Raw genomic sequence first — 20,573 nt, 5'->3', positions numbered from 1 at the left:
TTTTATTTCCACATTTGAAAATCAAACGCTTATAAAATAAAAAATCCCGATTCGCATCGGGATTTAAAGAGTGTACGCAGTGTTGCATATTAGATAATCAACATAGCATCTCCATAGGTATAAAATTTATATTTTTCCTTAATAGCTTCAGCGTAGGCTTCTTTTATAAAATCGTGTCCAGCAAATGCCGAAACCATCATTAATAAAGTAGATTTTGGCGTATGAAAATTAGTGATCATAGCATTCGCGATACTAAAATCGTACGGTGGAAAAATAAATTTATTAGTCCACCCTTTGTATGCATTTAACGAATGGTTTGTAGAAACCGAACTTTCCAACGCGCGCATTGCAGTAGTTCCCACTGCACAGATACGTTTTTTTCTTTGAATGCCCGTATTAATTACATCAACGGCTTCTGGCTTAATTTCCATTTCTTCAGAATCCATTTTATGTTTTGAAAGATCTTCAACCTCAACAGAGCTAAAAGTCCCCAGTCCTACGTGTAATGTAACTTCGGCAATATTTACCCCTTTAATTTCAAGACGTTTTAAAAGGTGTTTTGAAAAATGCAAACCGGCCGTTGGTGCTGCTACCGCCCCTTCGTTTTTAGCGAAAATGGTTTGGTAACGCTCTGCGTCTTCGGGCTCTACTTCTCTCTTAATGTATTTTGGGAGCGGCGTTTCGCCCAATTCGGTTAATTTATTTCGGAATTCCTCGTACGAGCCGTCAAAGAGAAATCGGAGTGTTCTTCCGCGAGAAGTTGTATTATCTATAACTTCGGCCACAAGTGTTTCGTCTTCACCAAAATATAATTTGTTGCCAATTCTAATTTTTCGGGCAGGATCTACCAGTACATCCCAAAGTCGCGTTTCTGAATTTAATTCTCTTAATAGAAAAACTTCAATTCGCGCTCCGGTTTTTTCCTTATTTCCGAATAATCGTGCCGGAAAAACCTTGGTATTATTGGTGATTAAAACATCATCTTCTTCAAAATAATCGATAATATCCTTGAACATTTTGTGTTCAATAGTTTTGGTTTTTCTGTTTAGCACCATAAGTCGCGATTCGTCACGGTTTGGCGCTGGATACTCAGCTAATAATTCTTCTGGAAGCGTAAAGCCAAAATTTGAAAGTTTCATTCCCATAATGCGTTGTGTCTTTATATTTTAAAAGGCTGCAAATATACAACCTCCAAATAGGCGTTGTCAAGTAAATACTGGTTTATTATTTGCAAATGTGTGGTGTAGCGCAATTGTCGAGGATTTACAACTTGATTATTCGGAAAAATCACTTAAAAAACAGTTAATTCCGGCTAATTTTAAATCCTTCCAAAAATTGGGATATGATTTTGAAACCACTTCTGGGTTGTTTATTTCAAGCGGAGTTTTTACAGCAAGTGGCGCAAAGGCCATGGCCATTCTATGGTCCTGATAAGTTTCAATAAGTACATTCGTATTTATGCGAGCTGCTTTTTCGAGCACTAGTGAACTGTCATCTATTTGAAGTGTTGCCCCTAATTTTTCCAATTCGGTTTTTAAGGCCTGCAGTCTGTCTGTTTCCTTAATTTTTAGCGTATGTAGTCCCGTTAATTTACAGCCAATTCCCAGACCAAAACAAGTAACAGCAATAGTTTGCGCAATATCGGGTGTATTTGAAAGATTAAATTGAATAGATTCAGGAAGCTTAGTATTGGTTTTTGAAAGTGAAATAGTTCGCTCAAAAGCATTAAAAACTGTCTTTACGCCCAATGCCTCATAAATTTGAACCAATGCCTTATCGCCCTGCAAACTATCTTCAATAAAACTGCCAAGCGTAATTTGACAATTTTCGGACAGTGCCACTAAACTGTAAAAATACGATGCCGAACTCCAATCGGATTCTACGACTATTGTATTATTTTCAACATCTTTCGCAGCAGAAATAACGATTGTATTTTCGGTAAAACTACTTTTAACACCTATACTTTTTAAAAGTGAAAGCGTCATTTCAATATACGGCACCGAAGTTACTTTTCCTTCCAAATAAATTTGTAAACCATCGGGAAACATTGGAGCTACCAGCATTAATGCAGAAATATATTGACTGCTAACATTGGCTTTTAAGGTAACTTGGTTTGTAGTGAGGTTTTTACCTTCAATCATTAATGGTGGAAACCCCTTCTGTTTACAATACGCAATATTCGCTCCCATGAATTGTAAAGCCTCAACCAGTATTCCTATAGGTCTTTCGCGCATTCGCGTACTTCCGGTAAGTGTTATTTTATAATTCTGACACGCTGAATAGTACGCCGTTAAAAAGCGCATAGCCGTTCCGGCATGATGAACATCTACAGTGCCGTTTTTAATTTTTAGACCTTTTTTAAGCGCAATAGTATCATCGCTTTCCGAAAGGTTCTGGATGGTAATATTCGGAAACTGCGCCTGTAAAATCAACAAACGATTTGATTCACTTTTAGAACCGCCAATATTAATTTTTACATGTTCTAATGGAAATTTTCCTCTTTTTAGTTTGGCTTTCATTTTCCCGCATCGTTTTCCTTCAACTTTGCCCGAAATTTACCGAAAGTAACCAGAAAACCGTAGGCAAAGGCAGCAACAATAAGGGTGAGAAAAAACAGCAACGGATCTCTCTCCGTAAAAAAGCCAAAATCAAAACCTTCTATTGCCCACTTTATGATTGCAAAAATTAGTGCAAAAGCGATTGCTAGCGAGAATACCGATTTCCAAAACCCCTTGGTGCTTAGAACTCTTTTAAACATGTTATTTTAGTTTTTTATTACCGTGATGCCTGTCGTGATCGCGTTTGGTTTTTAAATCTAATTTTTTTTGAAAAGCTTCTTCAATATCTACACCCGTTTGATTTGCGAGACATAACACCACAAAAATAACATCTGCAAGCTCTTCGCCCAAATCTTTATCTTTGTCGCTTTCTTTTTCACTTTGTTCGCCGTATCTGCGGGCAATAATTCGGGCCACTTCACCTACCTCTTCGGTGAGCTGTGCCATATTAGTAAGCTCATTAAAGTAGCGAACGCCGTGTTCTTTTATCCAAGTATCTACGGCTTTTTGTGCGTTTTTAATATCCATTATGCCTTTGAAAGTACAACTTTTTCGTTTTCTTTCGCGATTAAAAGTTCAAAGAATTTTTTAAGATTGCCGTATTCCTCTGCAGCGATATACGATGTATTGATTGAGAATTCCACAGAAAGTTGAATATTATTGCCTGCCTGCGAAATTAAATAACGGTAACTCCCCATATTCGTACCGAGATTATACACGGCATTCTCTGGTAGTGATTCAACTTTATATCCCTCAGGAAGCGCAATATTAAAAATGTAGCGATCTTTCATCGGGTACCCAAAATCTATAGGATACAAACGCGTCTCGGGCTTAAATGGACTCTCTTTGGTAGCCATAAAAACCATTGGCGATAAATATAGTTTCCCGGCAACGTCTTCTACAGCTCCAAAAGTTTCAAATTCATAATCTAAGGCAACCGGCTCTCCGAGCGTATTTAAATTTTCAAAATTTACTTCCGAAAGCTCGGCTTGGTTTGCATCTTTTTCTAAAGCTTTTCGGGTAGCGTCGGCATTTAAACTCTTATATTTTGCTCTGTATTTTAACGCGTAATTTCCTGTAAATCTATTTTTAGCAACTCCGGTAACCGTCATATCCGGTTTTATGGCAACGTTCACCATCGAACTTTTAACCGCGTGGGTCTGTGGGCTTAATGGCACCCAGCTAGACGTGCCATCTTTTAAAATTAAGCGTCCTTGCCAGTTCATTATGCTCGGTTTTAAAACACCAACTTCGGCCTCTTTGTTTGTGGCGTCTAATAACACCATTCCCTGTGGTAATTCTACGGCAGCGATAACGTAATTAAACCCGTTGCGCGTAGGAAACAATGGCATACCATTATCTTTTGTGCTCACCAAAACAGGATTGGCATTTATATTTGCTTTGCGCAACATGGCAATTAACATTAGGTTTATATCGGCCACATTACCCGAACCTTTTTTATAAGCTTCCTTTACCCCTTCGTTTGTGTAATAGCCTGTATAGCGGTTCCAAGTCATCTTATTGAGAACAAATGAAAAAATCTTGTTAACTTTTTCTTCCTGAGAGCTCACGCCATTTAAAAGGCTGTTTAAATCGTCTTCAAAATAGTTGTCTTTATCCAATTCATTACCAAAGGAATCTACTTTGTAAATGCCCTTAGAAACATCTTCCCACGTAGTGGAATAAGTTTTCATGGAGCTTCCGGGAAAATCTACGTAACTCAATTCAAATTTTAGTCCTGTAGAATAGTTATCAATATTACCTGCGTATGACTCCTCCTTCATTGCCGGCACATCGGTTAGATCAATTGTATAAATATCTTCCTTAAATTTAAAGTCCCTTGCGCCTCCTCTATTTGTCATATTTCCATAACGGTCGTATTCGGAGCGTGAATTTGCCAAGGCGATGGTTCGATCTCTGCTAGTAGATTCAACTTTATAAGGTACCCAACCTTTTTGATGCGTTTTAAAGACGAAATATTCCGGAGATGCAAAACGTATTTCTATTTTTTCTACGGGTATGGTTTCCTGTAATCGAAACTCGTCTATATTGCTTATAAATGGAGATTTAATACTGTATTTGTATTCAATAACGCAACCTTCGCGAACGTCGGGCATTGTAAATTTTGTTTTGTGAATGTATTTGGTGGTTTTTTCTTCAAAAACGCCATCGTTTTTAAGCTTTACTTCTTCTATTTTATTATTGCCATCTAAATAATAGGTATAAGCTTTTAGACCAATTATTTCATCTTTAGAGCTTGAAGTGCTTTGGTAAAGATCTACTTCCTTTGATGCCCAATCAAACCCTTCTTTATTGTAAATTTTAACACGTTCAAAAACATCGGTAACCATATAGAAACCGTCGTTATTTGTATATTGAAATTCAGTGTGAATTTCTCTATACAATATAGCAGCATCTGCGGTAGGATCTGTGGGGTGTTCCTTTTGAAGCAATTCTTCTTTTGAAACTTTTCCGAATTTATAATTTTGCGAAATTGAAGTGTTTACAAAGCATAACACTGCAAGTATGGTGAGGAAATTGGATTTCATAGGTAATAAATATTTATTGTACATTTTGTTTTAAAAGAATTTTTGTTTTATCAAGTCGTGCAATGGAACGAAGAAATGCACGGTAATTATCATATTCCGAAGGAGGATATTCGCCTTTATTAATGCGCATGTTTCGGTAGAATATTAATTTCTTATCTGAAGTTTCGCTAAAGCCCATTTGATATTTCCCAAATTTGGTCTCCAAAATAGTTTCTTCTGGTAAACCATCTACCACAAAATTATCGGGCAATATAACCTCAACGGTATCCGTGTGTACATATCCGTTGCCTATATACAGATTTTGCTTTCGATCTGCTATTCGTGGCGGTATATATTTATGCTGATTAAAAATATTGGCGCTAAAAAGAAAATCGTCTCCAACCGGATTGGCGTAATTGGGAATATTGAGCGTTAGTTCTTCAGTAAAAACTACGTTTTGCTTATCATTTTCAAGGTTTACATTGGCTATGGTAAATCCGTTAATATAACCCCATTTCTCTTTATAGTATTTATCTAAATCTTCTGCTTTTTGCTTTGGAAGCATATACCTATCGTCGTATTGCAATCCTTTGGAAACACTTTTAAAAGCTGCCGTTACATTGCCGTTGGCATCAATGTTAACCGTTCCATTATTTTCCCGGGTGTTTTCTTCGGTTTTATAAACTGTTGTATGTACAATTTTGCCGCCATAAGGTGTAATTATAAGTACATCGCGATCGTCTGTAAAATCGCCAATATAACCGTAGGGTGTTTCTTGACTAGTACATTCCAGCCATGTAATTTTATCGTTGTCTGGAATTCCTAAAATTACGTGATTTCCTTGAATAGATGCAAAATCTTCCATAATGTCACGTTCCATGCTATCGCCATAAACAACGGTATAATACGATGGTACACCCACTGCATCTAACAGTGCTTTGGTGTAATTTGTTAATGCCTTACAATCGCCGTAACTAAGTTTATCTACTTCTGAAGCGAGCATAGGTTTCCAGCCTCCAATACCTATTTGAATACTTACATAGCGAACTTTATCCTGTACAAATTGATAGATTTTACGTGCCTTTTCTTCGTTTGTAGTATCATTGGCAACAAGATTTTTTACTTTGGCTATAGTACCGGCGGGCAACTCCTTTACGTCCGAAAGCAAACTTTTGTACATCCAGCTTCCAAATTCTTGCCAATCATTGCCCGATCCTGCAGTTCCCTTTAAGCTAAAATTATTGAGTGCCATATATACAATTGGAAAGATTTTACTGGGCGACAGGCTGTGTTCTTCGTATCTAATTGTTTTGAGGTTAGTGGCGGTAAAGGTTATTTCATCCTCACTTTCGGTAATGGAAATATTGTAACCATCCAGATTTTGAGGTTTGATTTTTGGTTTATTTAAAGGTTCAAATTTAATTTTTAGCACACTGCTTTTGGTGCTTTCGGCATATCCGTTTAAGGGCGCCCACGGACTTAAAAATGCGGTATCGCCAGATTCTGTTTCCTTGTTAAAGACCACAATATAAGGGTAGGTTGTGGGAGTGTAGTTTAAGCCCAGCATCCGGTCGTCGCTATAAATACTGCTACCGGTACGGCTCACATCCATAAAGTCTTTCTTTTTAAAATGTGCTATTCTTGCCCCGGAAGCATTGTAAATTTCAGCTTCAATATTTTTTACTTTAGAGTTTTCATCGTAAAAGGCATACAAACGCGTATCGCCGTTGCCAAGTTTGTTAAGTACAGCAATTACCCGATGGGTCTTTTCTTTCTTCTTTCCAAAATTGGTTACATCTACTTCAACTAACTCATCTAACAACACGCTATTGGCGTTTTGCATAAGTTCAATAGGAATAGATGCTACATTATATCGAGGTTGTGCATAAATATAGGCCGAGCAAAGAACAATCGCCAAGCAAAAAATATTTTTCATCTGTAATAAATTTTGTAAAACAGGGAGCTGAAATATCCAAACCAATCTTTTTAAGTACTGCAAAAAGCGAAGCTGTATATTTCACAAAATCGTTTATTGTTTGGCAATATATAAAATTTATGAATGGTTAAAGAAAAGTTAAAGAGATTATTCTCTTCTTTTTGAATCTATCCAGATTGTCACCGGACCGTCGTTTATTAATGCTACATCCATCATAGCTCCAAAACTTCCGGTTTTTACTTTTCTATTAATTTGATTTTCAAGTTGAAGCACAAATTTTTCGTAACAGGGAACTGCAATTTCCGGCTTGGCTGCGTTTATAAATGAAGGTCTGTTGCCTTTTTTAGTATTTGCGTGTAGTGTAAATTGGCTCACGACCAAACAGTCGCCATTTACATCTTGAACCGAAAGATTCATGGCATTACTTTTATCTGAAAAAATCCGTAAACGTGCAATTTTTCCTGCCAACCAGTTTATATCTTCTTGAGTGTCTTTGGCTTCAATTCCTAAAAAAATAAGCAACCCCTGATTGATTTCAGAATAGATTTCATCGTCAATAATTACCGATGCTTTTTTTACTCTTTGAATTAGTGCTCGCATATAATTTAGCTTGCTTTCCCAAGGGAAATACCAATATTTTTAGTTTTTGAATTTATAAAATTCGTAAAAGTTCTCTACATCCTTTGCACGCTATCGGGCTAGGGTGTATAAATATCTTTTCTAAAATGCTCTTCATCACCTTCTATAATTTGCAAATAGCTTTTATAGCGCGACCAGGCTAATTCTTCGCTTTCCAGGGCGTTTTTTATTGCACATTGGGGTTCTTCAATATGAAGACAGTTATTAAATTTGCAATGTTCCTTTAATTCAAAAAATTCAGGGAAGTAATCGCCCAACTCTTCTTTATCAATTTCAACAACTCCAAAACCTTTAATTCCGGGCGTATCTATAATTTGTCCGCCAAAGGAAAGATCGAACATTTCGGCAAAAGTAGTTGTGTGCTGGCCCTGTAAATGTTGTTCAGAAATTTTTGATGTTTTTAATGACAAACCCGGCTCAATAGAATTGATTAAAGTAGATTTTCCAACCCCGCTATGCCCCGAAAACATTGTAACTTTATCTTGCATCAGCAGTTTTACCTTGTCTATATTTTTACCCGTTATGGCCGAAATTCCTATACATTCATATCCTATTTTTCTATAGAGGGCCGCGAGTATCTTTATTTCTAGCAATTCATCTTCGTCATAGAGATCAATTTTATTAAAAAGAAGCACAGCTTTAATATCGTACGCTTCGGCGGTAACCAAAAAACGATCTATAAATGTGGTAAAGGTGGGTGGGTTATTTAGCGTTATCACTAAAAAAGCAATATCTATATTGGCAGCAATAATGTGGGTTTGTTTTGAAAGATTTACCGATTTGCGAATAATATAATTATCGCGCTCCTCAATATGTTTAATAACCCCAACGGTTTCGTCGCCCTTGGTTTCAATATCAAAATTAACGTGGTCGCCCACTGCTACGGGGTTTGTGCTTTTAATACCCCCAATACGGAATTTACCTTTTATACGGCAATTGTAAAAAGTTCCGTTTTCTGCCTTTACAGAATACCAGCTGCCAGTAGATTTATAAACAAGGCCTTTCATTTGACAAAGTTGCAAAACTTTTCAATCATTTATCACCTTTTTTTGATGGTTAATTGATTCTTGATGAATGGCTTTAAAAATTCGCAAAATAAACTCTTCACTTAATTTATTCTCTTCGCCTTCCAAGATCATTCTCCCTAAAATTTCGTTCCATCTTTTTGTTTGAAGAATGGCAACGTTGTTTTTCTTTTTAAGCAAACCAATATCATCGGCTATTTTCATACGTTTTCCCAAAGAGTCTAATAATTGATGATCCAAAACATCAATTTGGGTACGTAAGGTATTCAGTTTGTTTTTAAACTCTACTGCATCGCCTTCTTGTTTTCTAATTTTTAGATCTACGGTCATTTGCTCCAAAGCCTTTGGCGTAATTTGTTGTGCGGCATCGCTCCAAGCGTTATCGGGATCGTGATGTGTTTCTATCATTAATCCGTCGTAATTTAAATCAAGTGCCGTTTGGCATAGATCAAAAATTATATCTCTGCGTCCCGCGATGTGCGATGGATCTAAAATAAGCGGCAAATCGGGGAATTCGTTTTGCAGATCTATTGGTATTTGCCATTCGGGATTGTTGCGGTAGCGCGTTTTTTCGTAAGTAGAAAAACCACGGTGAATAACGCCCAATTTAGTTATTCCTGCAGCGTAAAATCGCTCTACGGCTCCGAGCCATAAAGCTAAATCGGGGTTTACAGGATTTTTTACTAAAACAATTTTATCGGTTCCTTTTACGGCATCGGCAATTTCCTGAACAATAAAAGGCGAAACTGTTGTTCGCGCGCCAATCCAAAGTATATCTACATCGTGTTTTAAAGCCAAATCTACGTGGTTGGCATTTGCAACTTCGGTGGTTATCATTAACCCTGTTTCCTGTTTGGCTTTTTGCAACCATTTTAGTCCCAAAGCGCCCACGCCCTCAAAATTTCCAGGACGCGTACGGGGTTTCCATATTCCCGCGCGTAAAACAGTAGTGTCCGTTTTTTTTAATTGATGCGCTATTTTTAAAACTTGTTCTTCGGTTTCTGCACTGCAAGGCCCTGCAATAACCAAGGGGTGCGAAAGTTTCATTGCGGCTAACCAATTGCGTAATTCTTTATTATTCTCCATGCACTATATGTTTTGCAAGATTGCTAGGTGTATTTTCAAGATTCTGTTTGTAAATGCCCAATACTTTTAATTCTTCCACCGTTTTTTTAAGTATGGTAATTACTTCTGAAAAAAATGTACGGTCTTCAAATAAAACATCTACAAAGAAAGCATATTGCCACGGTTTTTCTGGAATTGGCAAGGATTGAATTTTTGTAAGATTTATTTTAAAGGTTTGAAGCAACTGCAAAACATTTGAAAGACTACCTACCTCGTGGTCCAAAATAAATTTAAGCGAAGCTTTATTGGCTGCTATTGGCGAGGCTTCGGTAGATCTGCCAAGCACTACAAACCTGGTTTTATCTACTTTAATACTCTGCAAGTGGCTGTCTAATATCTGTAATCCGTACCGTTCGGCTACCTGTTTACCGGCGATAGCTGCCACGCCTTTTAAATTTCCGTCTCGTATTTTTTTAGCTTCAGAAGCCGTATCTTTTCCCTCTACAATTTTACAATGTGGTTGAACGCGCATTAAGTAATCTTTACATTGTTGTAATGCCACGGGATGCGAATGTATTTCGTTTATAGTATGCAGTGTTTCACCTTCCAAAGCCATTAAATACATATCTATATTTAAAAAAACCTCATCGAGAATTTGCAAATTTTCGCGATCAATTAAAGTGTAATTTGGTAAAATTGATCCGGCGATGGAGTTTTCAATTGCAATTACGCCAAAATCTGCACTCAGGTTTGCAATTGTTCCTGTTACTTTATTAAAACTGTCACACGGCATTAACGTTACGTTGTTGTTCGGAAAAAGTTTTTGAACGGCAAGATGATGAAAGGAGCTTTCTATTCCTTGAATGGCTATTTTAATACTCATACTAAAACTGGTTTTAGGTTAAAAAAAAAGTCCCGGAAAAAATTTCCGGGACTAAATGTGTTTTATGGTTTAGGTAACTATACAACAATCCCGGTTCTATCTTTAAAATAGAAAAACCAAAAATTGTTGAAAGTAAAAATTGTGCTCATTGCTCTTTAATAGATTGCTAATGTAAACAATTCTTAAAAAGATAAAACACTTTTTTCGATTTTTTATTTGCTTAACTTTGTTCAACTTTTATAAATATGTCTATACACGTAGAAAATATTACCAAAACGTACGGCGACCAAAAAGCGTTGAACCAAGTTTCATTTACCATTGAAAAAGGCGAAATAGTTGGTTTTTTAGGACCCAATGGTGCTGGCAAATCTACAATGATGAAGGTTTTAACAACCTACCTTCCCGCTTCGGAAGGGGTTGCATTTGTTAATGGTTTTGAAATCACTAAAGATGCAAATGCCGTTAAAAAAAGTGTTGGTTATCTTCCAGAGCACAATCCGCTTTATTTAGATATGTATGTTCGGGAATACCTTCTTTTTAATGCGGGAATTTACAATATCCCGAAAACAGAAGTAGAAATTATAATCACAAAAACAGGATTAACGCCAGAAGCCAATAAAAAAATTGGAGCGCTTTCAAAAGGATATCGCCAACGCGTAGGGCTCGCAAATGCACTGTTGCACAACCCGGATGTATTAATACTCGACGAGCCAACTACTGGTTTAGACCCCAACCAATTAATTGAAATCCGCGAACTTATAAAAAACGTTGGGGAAGAAAAAACGGTATTGCTTTCTACACATATTATGCAGGAAGTAGAAGCCATTTGCGATCGCGTGATAATTATTAATAAAGGTGAAATTGTACTTGATAAAAAGCTAAAAGATTTAAAAAACAATAAACAGCAAATTATTGAAGTAGAGTTTGATTATCGTGTGGAAGAAGTAGCGTTACAAAAACTTCCAATGATTGAAAAGGTTGAAAATTCTGTAGGTTTTGTCTATCAGCTATATTTTAAAACAGAACAGGACATGCGGGCCAAAGTATTTGATTTTGCGCATGATAACGGATTAAAAATTCTTCAACTTCATCAAAAAAACACCACTTTAGAAAAATTATTTACCGAATTAACTACTGAAAAATAAGACGACCCCGATAGAGTTCTTCAACTTCAATAATCGGCGGTCTGTTTTTAGAAATTACGTTGCCCAAACTCAAGATTTTTCCGCGAATGGCCAATTGCGGATTTACAACCATTTCGGCCGTGCTTCTGTGATGAACGTACAGAGTTTGTACAATTAAATCTTTAGAAAATATTCGTGAATTTCCAGCATATAATCCAAAACTCGCAAATTCTGCAGCGCCTGAAAGATAAAATGTTGAAAGCCCATTGGCTACAATATTCAAATTTTGAACTTCCAATTCAAGTTTAAAATCGCCATCAATCTGATACAAATCTTCATTTTGCTGATCTTCAGATAAAAGTGTTAGCGATGGATATTTAAGCACCCCTATACTTTCAATAGTATAACCGGTGCTACTTCTTATTTCAGTAATATCGGGAGCAGTTATATATACTTTTGTTTCTCCGTAATCGCGTACCAAGTTACAGCCGTAATTATTTTGAATTTCCAATTTTCCATTTTTAACAAAGACTTCAATATTAGAGATAATATTCTCGCCCGTTTCAATGCGTACATTTTGTTCTTCTCCCTGCTGAATATAAAGTTTAATACGATCCCAAACAATAATTTTTGTAAAAGGCGGAACACTTACTTCTTTGGCAACAATATTTCCAGAAGCCTGAATACAGTCCCAGCCCTTCTCTGAGTCGCAGCCAACAAAAAGAAGCAATAATGCTATATAAACTAATTTTTTCATAACCTCTGTTTCTGAAAAATCTTTTATTTTATAAACGGTAGCCAATACCAAATTCCACAGCTTCGGCTTTAGCCCAATGGGCGTGTACGGTAACAGCTGCAAAAACGGTATCATCAAAGAAATATCTTTTTAAACCCAATCTGTTATATACGCGGTTTTCAAACTCGTATGGATAGTAAATGTAATATCCCAACTGCGAAACGAAAGCCACTTTGTTGAAGCGCCACTCGTGCCCCGCAAATACTCCAACACGTTTATAATCTTCATCTCCGGTAATATTATCTTCGTGATAAGCAATGGAGCGATACTTAATTAATTCCTTTAAAAAAACAGCGTAGAAAACATCTATTCCGGCGGTAAAAGAGCTTTTATAATTAATGCGCTTATCCACAAAAGCTGAAAGAACAACAAACGGCTCTTGGCCCAGCCCCACAACATCGCTCTCGTTTAAGCCAGATCTGATGGCAAAATTATATTTAAAACGTTCGCTGTGCGTCCTACTGAGCGAATCTTCCTTTACTATATATACCGGAAGTTCTTTGTAATCTAATTGATAGCTTACACCCGCATTTACCGCCAAAGTATTAGTGCTATTGTTGGGAGCCTTTAAATTGGCATTACTGTAATGTATTATGGTAACTCCAGTTTGAAACCCCAAGCCTTTCCAGATATTTTCGCGTATAAAACTAGCCTTTAACAGCGTGCTGCTCAAAAAATGCGTGCCGTAGGCATTGTTTCTAAAATTGGTACTTGGATCAAAAGGGTTTGTAGCAAAAGCAACCCCTTGCCCTACCCGGATCATTAAATTACGCTTTAAAAAGTAGAAATTAAGATGGCCGTATGCACTAAAAGCATTTCCTAAAAACTCATTGTGCAAATTTTGATAGGCAACGGTAAAACCCCAATCAGGATAATTATAGCGTCGTTCCCACTCTTTAAAACCGAAGGTTTTTCTATTTAATGCAAAAATTAAACCTGTGGGATGACCTGTAATTAAATGTTGTATATCGGGATTGTGTTCTAAAATTGACCCGTAGAAAACTTCAGCTTCTAGGGATATTGGTTTCGATTCCTTTTCTTGCGAAAAAAGCGGGAAACAAAAAAGTATCGCAACAAATGATGAAAGTAGGTGCTTCATATTTTTTCAACGGTCGTAAAGATAAACTAATCTTCAAACATTGAGGGAAAGCATTTATTTTCTTTTTCAGTTAAAACACCTGCGAAGCAATTATTTTTATATTACTACTTTTTCCCATGGAATAATAGTGAAGAAACGGTACGCCAGCCTTAACAAGTTCCTTGCTCTGCTTTACGCACCAATCTATCCCAATTTGCCGTACAGACTTGTTATCCTTTGCTTTAACCACCTCCTTTACTAAGGAATCCGGCAAATCTACTTTAAATCTATGCGGAATTAAATTGAGATGCGATTTAACAGCAATGGGTTTTAATCCCGGAATAATAGGCACGGTAATTCCTTCTGCTCTACATTTTTCTACAAATTGGAAGTACTTTTCATTATCGAAAAACATTTGCGTAACAATGTACTCTGCGCCATTTTTAATTTTCTTTTTCAGAAAGTGGATATCACTTTCACTACTGGGTGCCTCCATATGTTTTTCGGGATAACCGGCAACGCCCACGCAGAAATCCGTCGGAAACGTATGTTGAAGTTCTTCATCCAAATATTTACCGTGATTCATTAAATGTATCTGCGACACCAAGTCGCAAGCGTATTTATGTCCATTTTTATTGGGGGTGAAATAGGTTTCGCTTTTCACGGCATCGCCCCGAAGCGCCATTACATTGTCAATCCCCAAAAACTGAAGATCTATTAAAAAATTCTCGGTTTCTTCCTTTGTAAATCCGCCGCAAAGTATGTGCGGGACGGCATCAACCTCATATTTATTTTGGATTGCGGCACAAATGCCAACTGTTCCGGGCCGCTTGCGAACAACTTTTTTTTCAATTAAACCGTTTTTTAATTCCTTAAAAACGTATTCCTCACGATGATAGGTAACATTGATATACGGTGGTTTAAATTCCATTAACGGATCAATATTTTCAAAAATGGAATGTATGTTTTCACCCTTTAAAGGCGGTAAAATCTCAAACGAAAATTGTGTTTTTCCGTTGCCGTTTTTTATGTGTTCGGTTACTTTCATGTAATTATCCGTATTTCGTCTCCGCTCAATATAAACTTTGGCGGGTATCTTATTATTTATTTAAAGACCTACAAGGAACCCCTCCTGCGTCGGGGAATACCTTGCAGGTTAGTCAGCGAGATTGGGACGAAGCCAATTCGTGGCTTCGTCTAAATTCATATTTTTTCGGGTTGCGAAATCTTCCACTTGGTCTATCTTTATTTTTCCGAGACCGAAATAGCGCGCTTCGGGATTGGCAAAATAATAGCCAGAAACTGAGGCCGCTGGCCACATTGCCATATGTTCTGTAAGTTCTACATCTATATTCTCCTTCACGTTCAAAAGTTTCCAAATGGTACGCTTTTCCAAATGGTCGGGACAGGCGGGATAGCCCGGCGCGGGACGAATTCCTTTATATTTTTCTGAAATTAAATCTTCGTTACTAAGATTTTCTTCCGAAGCATACCCCCAATAATTGGTGCGCACCTCTTTGTGTAAATATTCCGCAAAAGCTTCCGCCAGACGGTCTGCCAATGCTTTTACCATAATTGCGTTGTAATCGTCATGGTCTGCAACATATTTGGCGGCAAGTTCTGCAGTTCCAAAACCTGCGCTAACGCAGAAACAACCAATGTAATCCTGAATTCCAGTTTCTTTTGGCGCAATAAAATCTGCCAAAGCAATGTTCGGTTTTCCTTTTGCTTTTTTGGATTGTTGGCGTAGGGTTCTAAAGTTAAATTTTCCTTTTGTGGAAAGGTTCTCGACTGCGCTCGAACTGACATTCTGCAATTCAATATCGTCGTCATTAATAGTATTCGCCTCAAAAATTCCAAATACCGCCCGTGCCTCCAATAGTTTTTCTGAAATTATTTTGTTGAGCATTTGTTGTGCATCTTTAAATAATTCCGACGCTTGTTCACCCACAACTTCATCGGTTAAAATATTGGGATATCTTCCGTGAAGCTCCCAACTTCTAAAAAAAGGCGTCCAATCTAAATAATCCAACAATAGATTTAAATCGAAGTCTTTTAGTACGTGAACCCCCAACTGATTCGGTTTAACTATTTCAGAAGTTTTCCAATCAATTTGAAATTTATTTTTTCGCGCTTCTGAAATGGGCAAATAGGTTTTTACCTTTTGGCGTTTCAAAAAATCCTTTCTGAAAGTATCATATTCCTGCTTTATATTTTCTTTATAGGAAGTTGAAGTTTCTTTTTTCAACAAATCACCAACCACGGTAACGGCACGGGAAGCGTCATTTATATGAACAACCGCACATTCGTACTGCGGATCAATTTTTACCGCAGTATGCGCTCTACTTGTAGTTGCACCGCCAATTAATAGCGGTACTTTGAAATTTTGCCGTTGCATTTCCTTCGCCAAAAAAACCATTTCGTCCAACGAAGGCGTAATTAATCCACTCAAGCCGATGGCATCCACATTTTCCTCCTTTGCAGTCGCTATTATTTTTTCAGGCGGCACCATTACGCCCAAATCTATAATTTCATAATTATTGCACGCCAAAACAACGCCGACAATGTTTTTCCCGATGTCGTGTACATCGCCTTTCACAGTTGCCATCAGTATGCGGCCTGCTGAGTCTGTCCCCCTATCCCCCAAAGGGGGAACCGAAGTTTCGGAATCCTGTAAAGCCCCCTTAGGGGGTTGGGGGGACTTTTCAGCCAAATCCTTTTTAGCTTTTTCAATATATGGGAGCAAGTACGCCACCGCTTTTTTCATAACCCGCGCACTCTTCACCACTTGCGGCAAAAACATTTTTCCGCTGCCGAAAAGGTCGCCAACAACATTCATTCCTGTCATTAAATGACCTTCGATTACCTCAATGGGTTTTGAAACGCTAATTCGTGCTTCTTCAATATCTTCAATAATAAATTCATCAATTCCTTTTACCAACGCTCTCGTAATTCGGTTTTGCAAAGGTTCTTCTCGCCAAGAGAGATCGATTTTACTTTCCTTTGCACTTCCTTTTACGGTTTCGGCAAAATCGAGCAAACGTTCCGTGGCGTCCTCACGACGGTCTAACATAACGTCTTCAACGCGCTCCAATAAATCCTTTGGAATATTATCATACACCTCCAGCAATGATGGGTTTACAATCCCCATATTCATCCCGGCTTGAATGGCGTGATACAAAAACACGGAATGCATCGCTTCCCGTACGGGATCATTTCCGCGGAAACTGAATGAAACATTGCTCACCCCACCACTTACACTCACGTGTGGCAGATTTTCACGAACCCAACGCGTGGCTTCAATAAAATCGACTGCATTTCTTCGGTGTTCGTCCATTCCCGTTGCGACGGGAAAAATGTTTAAATCGAAAATAATATCCTCGGGTGCGAACTTTACTTGATTCACCAAAATATCATAGGAGCGTTTGGCGATTTCTATTCGTCTCTCGTAATTATCGGCTTGACCAGTTTCATCAAAAGCCATCACGATTAACGCGGCGCCGTAGCGTTTAATCAGTTTTGCGTGGTGGATGAATTCAGCTTCGCCCTCCTTTAAACTGATGGAATTCACCACACATTTACCCTGAACCACCTGCAAACCGGCTTCAATAATTTCCCACTTGCTGCTATCAATCATAATGGGAACACGCGAAATATCGGGTTCGGCGATTACGAGATTTAAAAATTTCACCATCGCCTCTTTGCCATCAATTAAACCATCATCCATATTGATGTCGATGATTTGTGCGCCATTTTCAACTTGTTCACGGGCAACGGAAAGTGCTTCCTCAAAATTCCGTTCTTTTATAAGTCGAAGAAATTTCTTTGAACCTGCCACATTGGTGCGTTCTCCCACATTTATGAAATTGCTTTCAGGGGTGATGATTAAAGGGTCTAAGCCTGATAATTTTAAATATCTTTTATCTTTCATTTCAACTTTATTTGCTTAGCGTCTTTGCGACTTTGCGTGCATTTTTTCTCGCAAAGGCGCAAAGACGCCAAGGTTTTAGAATGGCAAATTCTTTAAATCCACATTTCCGCCAGAAATTATAATTCCAACTTTTTTGTTTTTAAATCTATCTTTTTCGCGAAGCAAGGCTGCAAAAGCAACTGCACTGCTTGGCTCAATGATTATTTTCATACGTTCCCAAATAAGTTTCATTGCGGAAATGATTTCGGCTTCTTCAACACGAATTATTTCTGAAACAAATTCCTGTATAATTGGAAAATTGATATCGCCCAGAAAGGTTTTAAGTCCGTCGGCGATTGTATTTGTGGTTTCGTTGAATTCTATTTTTCCACTTTGAAGACTTCGAAAAGCATCGTCAACTTCAAAAGGTTCGCCACCGATTGTTTTACAGTCTTTTCCGAAATAGTTTACTGCAAGTGAAGTGCCGGCAATCAATCCACCACCACCAACGGGCGTGAAAATACAATCCAAATCGGGGTGTGATTGCAGCAATTCAGCCGCCGAAGTTGCATTGCCAAGAATTACATTTCTGTTGTTTGAAGGGTGAATAAATGTAGCGCCAGTTTCTTTTTGAATCCGTTCGGCTTCGGTTTCACGGGCGATTGGAGTAGATTCAGATTCCGTGATTATTCCGCCGTAACCTTTTACCGCTTCCTTTTTCACTTGTGGCGCATTTTCAGGCATAACGATATATGCTTTTACGTCCAAATTTTTCGCCGCCAAAGACAGTGCTTGCGCAAAATTACCGGAGGAATGTGTTACGACGCCCGCTTTTTTCTGCGTTTCGGAAAGTTGCAAAATGGCATTGGTTGCACCCCGCATTTTAAAAGCGCCCATCTTTTGAAAATTCTCACATTTAAAGAAAACTTCGGCGCCAACCAATTCATTTATAAAAGAAGATTTTAGCACAGGGGTGTTGTGAACGTATGGCTTTACACGATCACATGCTTCTTCTACCTCTTGTTTTGTGGGAATCATATAGCAATGTTTTCAGATTGAAAAACGGGTCGCGGTTTGTAATGGGAAGCAATTTCAGTAATGGCATTAATGTGTTCTGGCGTAGTTCCACAGCAACCACCGATGATGTTTACCAACTGCTTGTCTAAATATTCTTTTACTTGTTCTGCCATCTGCGAAGGACTTTCATCGTATTCACCAAACGCGTTTGGCAAGCCTGCATTTGGGTAGGCACTCACGGCAAGATTGGTGCGGTTTGCAATTACTTCCAAATGGGGCGTGAGTTGTTTGGCGCCCAAAGCACAATTGAAGCCAACGCTCAAAAGTGGAATATGCGAAATTGAAATCAAAAATGCCTCTGCAGTTTGGCCGGATAGCGTTCGCCCGGAAGCATCGGTAATTGTTCCGCTAATCATTATGGGGATTTCAATATTTCGTTCTTCCTTAATTTCATCAATTGCAAAAAGGGCTGCTTTGGCATTTAATGTATCAAAAATAGTTTCTACCAAAAGGATATCCACGCCTCCGTCAATCAAGGCTTCGGCTTGTTGTTTGTAGGCTACACGCAGTTCTTCAAATGAAATTGCCCGAAAACCGGGATCGTTTACATCGGGGCTCATACTCGCGGTTTTGTTTGTCGGACCCATTGCTCCAGCCACAAAACGGGGTTTGTGTGGCTCTTTTGCGGTAAATTCCTCAGCTACTTTTTTTGCGATTTTGGCCGATTCGTAATTAAGTTCATAAACCAAATCCTGCATATCGTAATCTGCCATCGCGATGGTGGTGCTGGAAAATGTGTTTGTTTCCACAATATCTGCGCCTGCCGCGAAATATTTTGAATGGATTTCTGCAATTGCCTGCGGCTGCGTGATGGAAAGCAAATCATTGTTTCCTTTTACCGATTTATGAAAATCTGCAAACCGTTCACTGCGAAAATCTTCTTCGGAAAATTTATAGCGCTGCAGCATCGTGCCCATGGCGCCATCGAGGATGAGAATTCGGTTTTTTAGTGCTTGTTGTATTTTATTCATTATTTCCTTTTTTATAAACCTACAAGGTTTTGGAAACCATGCAGGAAGTTGCGTAAATCCTGCAAGGTATTGCCGCAGGCTACCTTGTAGGTCTTCTGATTTGCGTGAGGGATGGAGGCTTTGTTTGAGCTCTTTATTTTTTTGAAAATAAAAATAAAAGCGAGTGCCGAGAGCCCGACCCGTTTTTCACGGGGCACGCCTTTAAAAAAATTATATCAAGAAAAGGTGAAGGAAAAACCTATTTTTTGTTATCTATCCCCGCTACGGCAGAAGTAGAATGTAGCACCTTCCCCGAAAGTTCGGGAGGTTGCTAAGGCGTCAAAGGGTCTATTCCCTCGGCCTTTCTTGATAACTTTTAACTATGAATATGAACTGATGCAAAGTAACATTATAAAGTCTACAATACAAAATTTAGTTTTGGAAAAGACTTAAGACCGCTTCGCTGAAAGATGAAAGGACTGCTTCGCTAAAGGATGAAAGGACATAAAAGAATTCGTTTTTTCCTCTTTTCCTCTTTTCCTCTTTTCATCATTTCGTCTTTTCGTCATTTTATAACATTCCCATTGAGAACGATGCTGTACGAAATCTTTACCGAAGCCTCCATGGTGATGGAAACCGAACAGTATTTTTCAAAACTGAGCTGCGCCGCCCGGATGGCTTTTGCTTCGTCAATTTTGCCTTCCAAATACAATTTTACGTGGATTGCCTCAAAAGGTTTTGCATCGCGCACTTCCTTTCGCTGGCCTTCTACTTCCATTTTATAAGAAGTAATTTCCTGTCGCTGTTTTTTCAAAATCATGATAACGTCTATCGCGCTGCAACCGCCAACGCCCATCAGCAAAAGCTCCATTGGGCTTGCGCCTTTGGATGGTTCGTCGGTTTTATTGTCTATGAATACAGGAACGCCCGAAGCGCCTTTTGCTTCAAATAGGTAATTGTCGTTTTTTCTTTCTAAGTTAACTTTCATTATTTTTCTTTAGACC

General features: G+C 38.2%; 18 protein-coding genes and 1 riboswitch. Of the genes, 1 reads left to right on the top strand and 17 read right to left on the bottom strand.

Annotated features, from left to right (window positions below; all coding sequences use genetic code 11):
- Positions 1-89 precede the first annotated feature (89 nt).
- From queA to VZD24_RS11920, 10 genes are all read right to left on the bottom strand, one after another.
- Positions 90-1,139 carry a tRNA preQ1(34) S-adenosylmethionine ribosyltransferase-isomerase QueA gene (queA, locus tag VZD24_RS11965; protein WP_279448939.1) on the bottom strand — a complete coding sequence of 350 codons (1,050 nt, stop codon included), beginning with the start codon at positions 1,137-1,139 and terminating at the stop codon, positions 90-92.
- Positions 1,140-1,274: 135 nt separating this feature from the next.
- Entirely contained in the window at positions 1,275-2,519 is a 1,245-nt protein-coding gene (locus VZD24_RS11960) for a 3-phosphoshikimate 1-carboxyvinyltransferase (protein ID WP_342687746.1), read from the bottom strand.
- Positions 2,516-2,758, bottom strand: a complete 243-nt coding sequence (locus VZD24_RS11955) for a hypothetical protein (RefSeq protein ID WP_342687745.1) — start codon at positions 2,756-2,758, stop codon at positions 2,516-2,518. The genes VZD24_RS11960 and VZD24_RS11955 overlap by 4 nt, the downstream gene beginning before the upstream one ends.
- A 1-nt stretch (position 2,759) precedes the next feature.
- Positions 2,760-3,086, bottom strand: a complete 327-nt coding sequence (locus VZD24_RS11950) for a nucleotide pyrophosphohydrolase (RefSeq protein WP_279448942.1) — start codon at positions 3,084-3,086, stop codon at positions 2,760-2,762.
- Positions 3,086-5,107: a DUF3858 domain-containing protein gene (locus tag VZD24_RS11945; protein ID WP_342687744.1), complete on the bottom strand. Its 2,022-nt coding sequence runs from the start codon at positions 5,105-5,107 to the stop codon at positions 3,086-3,088. The genes VZD24_RS11950 and VZD24_RS11945 overlap by 1 nt, the downstream gene beginning before the upstream one ends.
- A 13-nt stretch (positions 5,108-5,120) precedes the next feature.
- Positions 5,121-7,022, bottom strand: coding sequence for a DUF3858 domain-containing protein (locus VZD24_RS11940; RefSeq protein ID WP_342687743.1), 1,902 nt, complete (start codon positions 7,020-7,022; stop codon positions 5,121-5,123).
- 147 nt (positions 7,023-7,169) lie between these two features.
- Complete coding sequence (gene dtd / locus VZD24_RS11935) at positions 7,170-7,622, bottom strand: D-aminoacyl-tRNA deacylase (protein WP_279448945.1); 453 nt, start codon at positions 7,620-7,622, stop codon at positions 7,170-7,172.
- A 98-nt stretch (positions 7,623-7,720) separates the two neighbouring features.
- On the bottom strand, positions 7,721-8,668 hold the full coding sequence (gene rsgA / locus VZD24_RS11930; RefSeq protein WP_279448946.1) for a ribosome small subunit-dependent GTPase A: 948 nt from the start codon (positions 8,666-8,668) through the stop codon (positions 7,721-7,723).
- 21 nt (positions 8,669-8,689) lie between these two features.
- Complete coding sequence (locus VZD24_RS11925) at positions 8,690-9,772, bottom strand: chorismate mutase (RefSeq protein WP_279448947.1); 1,083 nt, start codon at positions 9,770-9,772, stop codon at positions 8,690-8,692.
- The gene (locus tag VZD24_RS11920) at positions 9,762-10,634 is read right to left on the bottom strand and encodes a prephenate dehydratase (protein WP_279448948.1); all 873 of its coding nucleotides are present in this window, start codon (positions 10,632-10,634) and stop codon (positions 9,762-9,764) included. Before VZD24_RS11920 ends, VZD24_RS11925 begins: the two co-directional genes overlap by 11 nt.
- A gap of 245 nt (positions 10,635-10,879) precedes the next feature.
- On the opposite strand from VZD24_RS11920, the gene gldA reads away from it, so the two are divergent.
- Positions 10,880-11,779, top strand: a complete 900-nt coding sequence (gene gldA, locus VZD24_RS11915) for a gliding motility-associated ABC transporter ATP-binding subunit GldA (RefSeq protein ID WP_279448949.1) — start codon at positions 10,880-10,882, stop codon at positions 11,777-11,779.
- On the opposite strand, the gene VZD24_RS11910 is transcribed toward gldA, so the two are convergent.
- The 7 genes from VZD24_RS11910 to VZD24_RS11880 form a co-directional block, all read right to left on the bottom strand.
- Positions 11,766-12,515, bottom strand: a complete 750-nt coding sequence (locus VZD24_RS11910; RefSeq protein WP_342687742.1) for a head GIN domain-containing protein — start codon at positions 12,513-12,515, stop codon at positions 11,766-11,768. The two genes, gldA and VZD24_RS11910, sit on opposite strands and share 14 nt — an antisense overlap.
- 28 nt (positions 12,516-12,543) lie before the next feature.
- Positions 12,544-13,653 (bottom strand): acyloxyacyl hydrolase, encoded by a 1,110-nt coding sequence (locus tag VZD24_RS11905; protein WP_342687741.1) that lies wholly within the window; start codon positions 13,651-13,653, stop codon positions 12,544-12,546.
- Positions 13,654-13,723: 70 nt separating this feature from the next.
- Entirely contained in the window at positions 13,724-14,680 is a 957-nt protein-coding gene (metF, locus tag VZD24_RS11900; protein ID WP_342687740.1) for a methylenetetrahydrofolate reductase [NAD(P)H], read from the bottom strand.
- A 108-nt stretch (positions 14,681-14,788) separates the two neighbouring features.
- Positions 14,789-17,563 (bottom strand): methionine synthase, encoded by a 2,775-nt coding sequence (metH, locus tag VZD24_RS11895; protein WP_342687739.1) that lies wholly within the window; start codon positions 17,561-17,563, stop codon positions 14,789-14,791.
- Positions 17,564-17,638: 75 nt separating this feature from the next.
- Positions 17,639-18,580, bottom strand: coding sequence for a pyridoxal-phosphate dependent enzyme (locus VZD24_RS11890; RefSeq protein ID WP_342687738.1), 942 nt, complete (start codon positions 18,578-18,580; stop codon positions 17,639-17,641).
- Positions 18,577-19,590: a homocysteine S-methyltransferase family protein gene (locus tag VZD24_RS11885; protein ID WP_342687737.1), complete on the bottom strand. Its 1,014-nt coding sequence runs from the start codon at positions 19,588-19,590 to the stop codon at positions 18,577-18,579. The genes VZD24_RS11890 and VZD24_RS11885 overlap by 4 nt, the downstream gene beginning before the upstream one ends.
- 245 nt (positions 19,591-19,835) lie before the next feature.
- Positions 19,836-19,945: riboswitch (SAM riboswitch) on the bottom strand.
- Between the two features lie 189 nt (positions 19,946-20,134).
- Positions 20,135-20,557: an OsmC family protein gene (locus tag VZD24_RS11880; protein ID WP_279448956.1), complete on the bottom strand. Its 423-nt coding sequence runs from the start codon at positions 20,555-20,557 to the stop codon at positions 20,135-20,137.
- Positions 20,558-20,573 lie beyond the last annotated feature (16 nt).

Source organism: Aequorivita flava (assembly GCF_038742595.1).
Taxonomy (GTDB): Bacteria; Bacteroidota; Bacteroidia; order Flavobacteriales; family Flavobacteriaceae; genus Aequorivita; species Aequorivita marisscotiae.
This window is presented reverse-complemented; position numbering and strand designations above follow the sequence as displayed.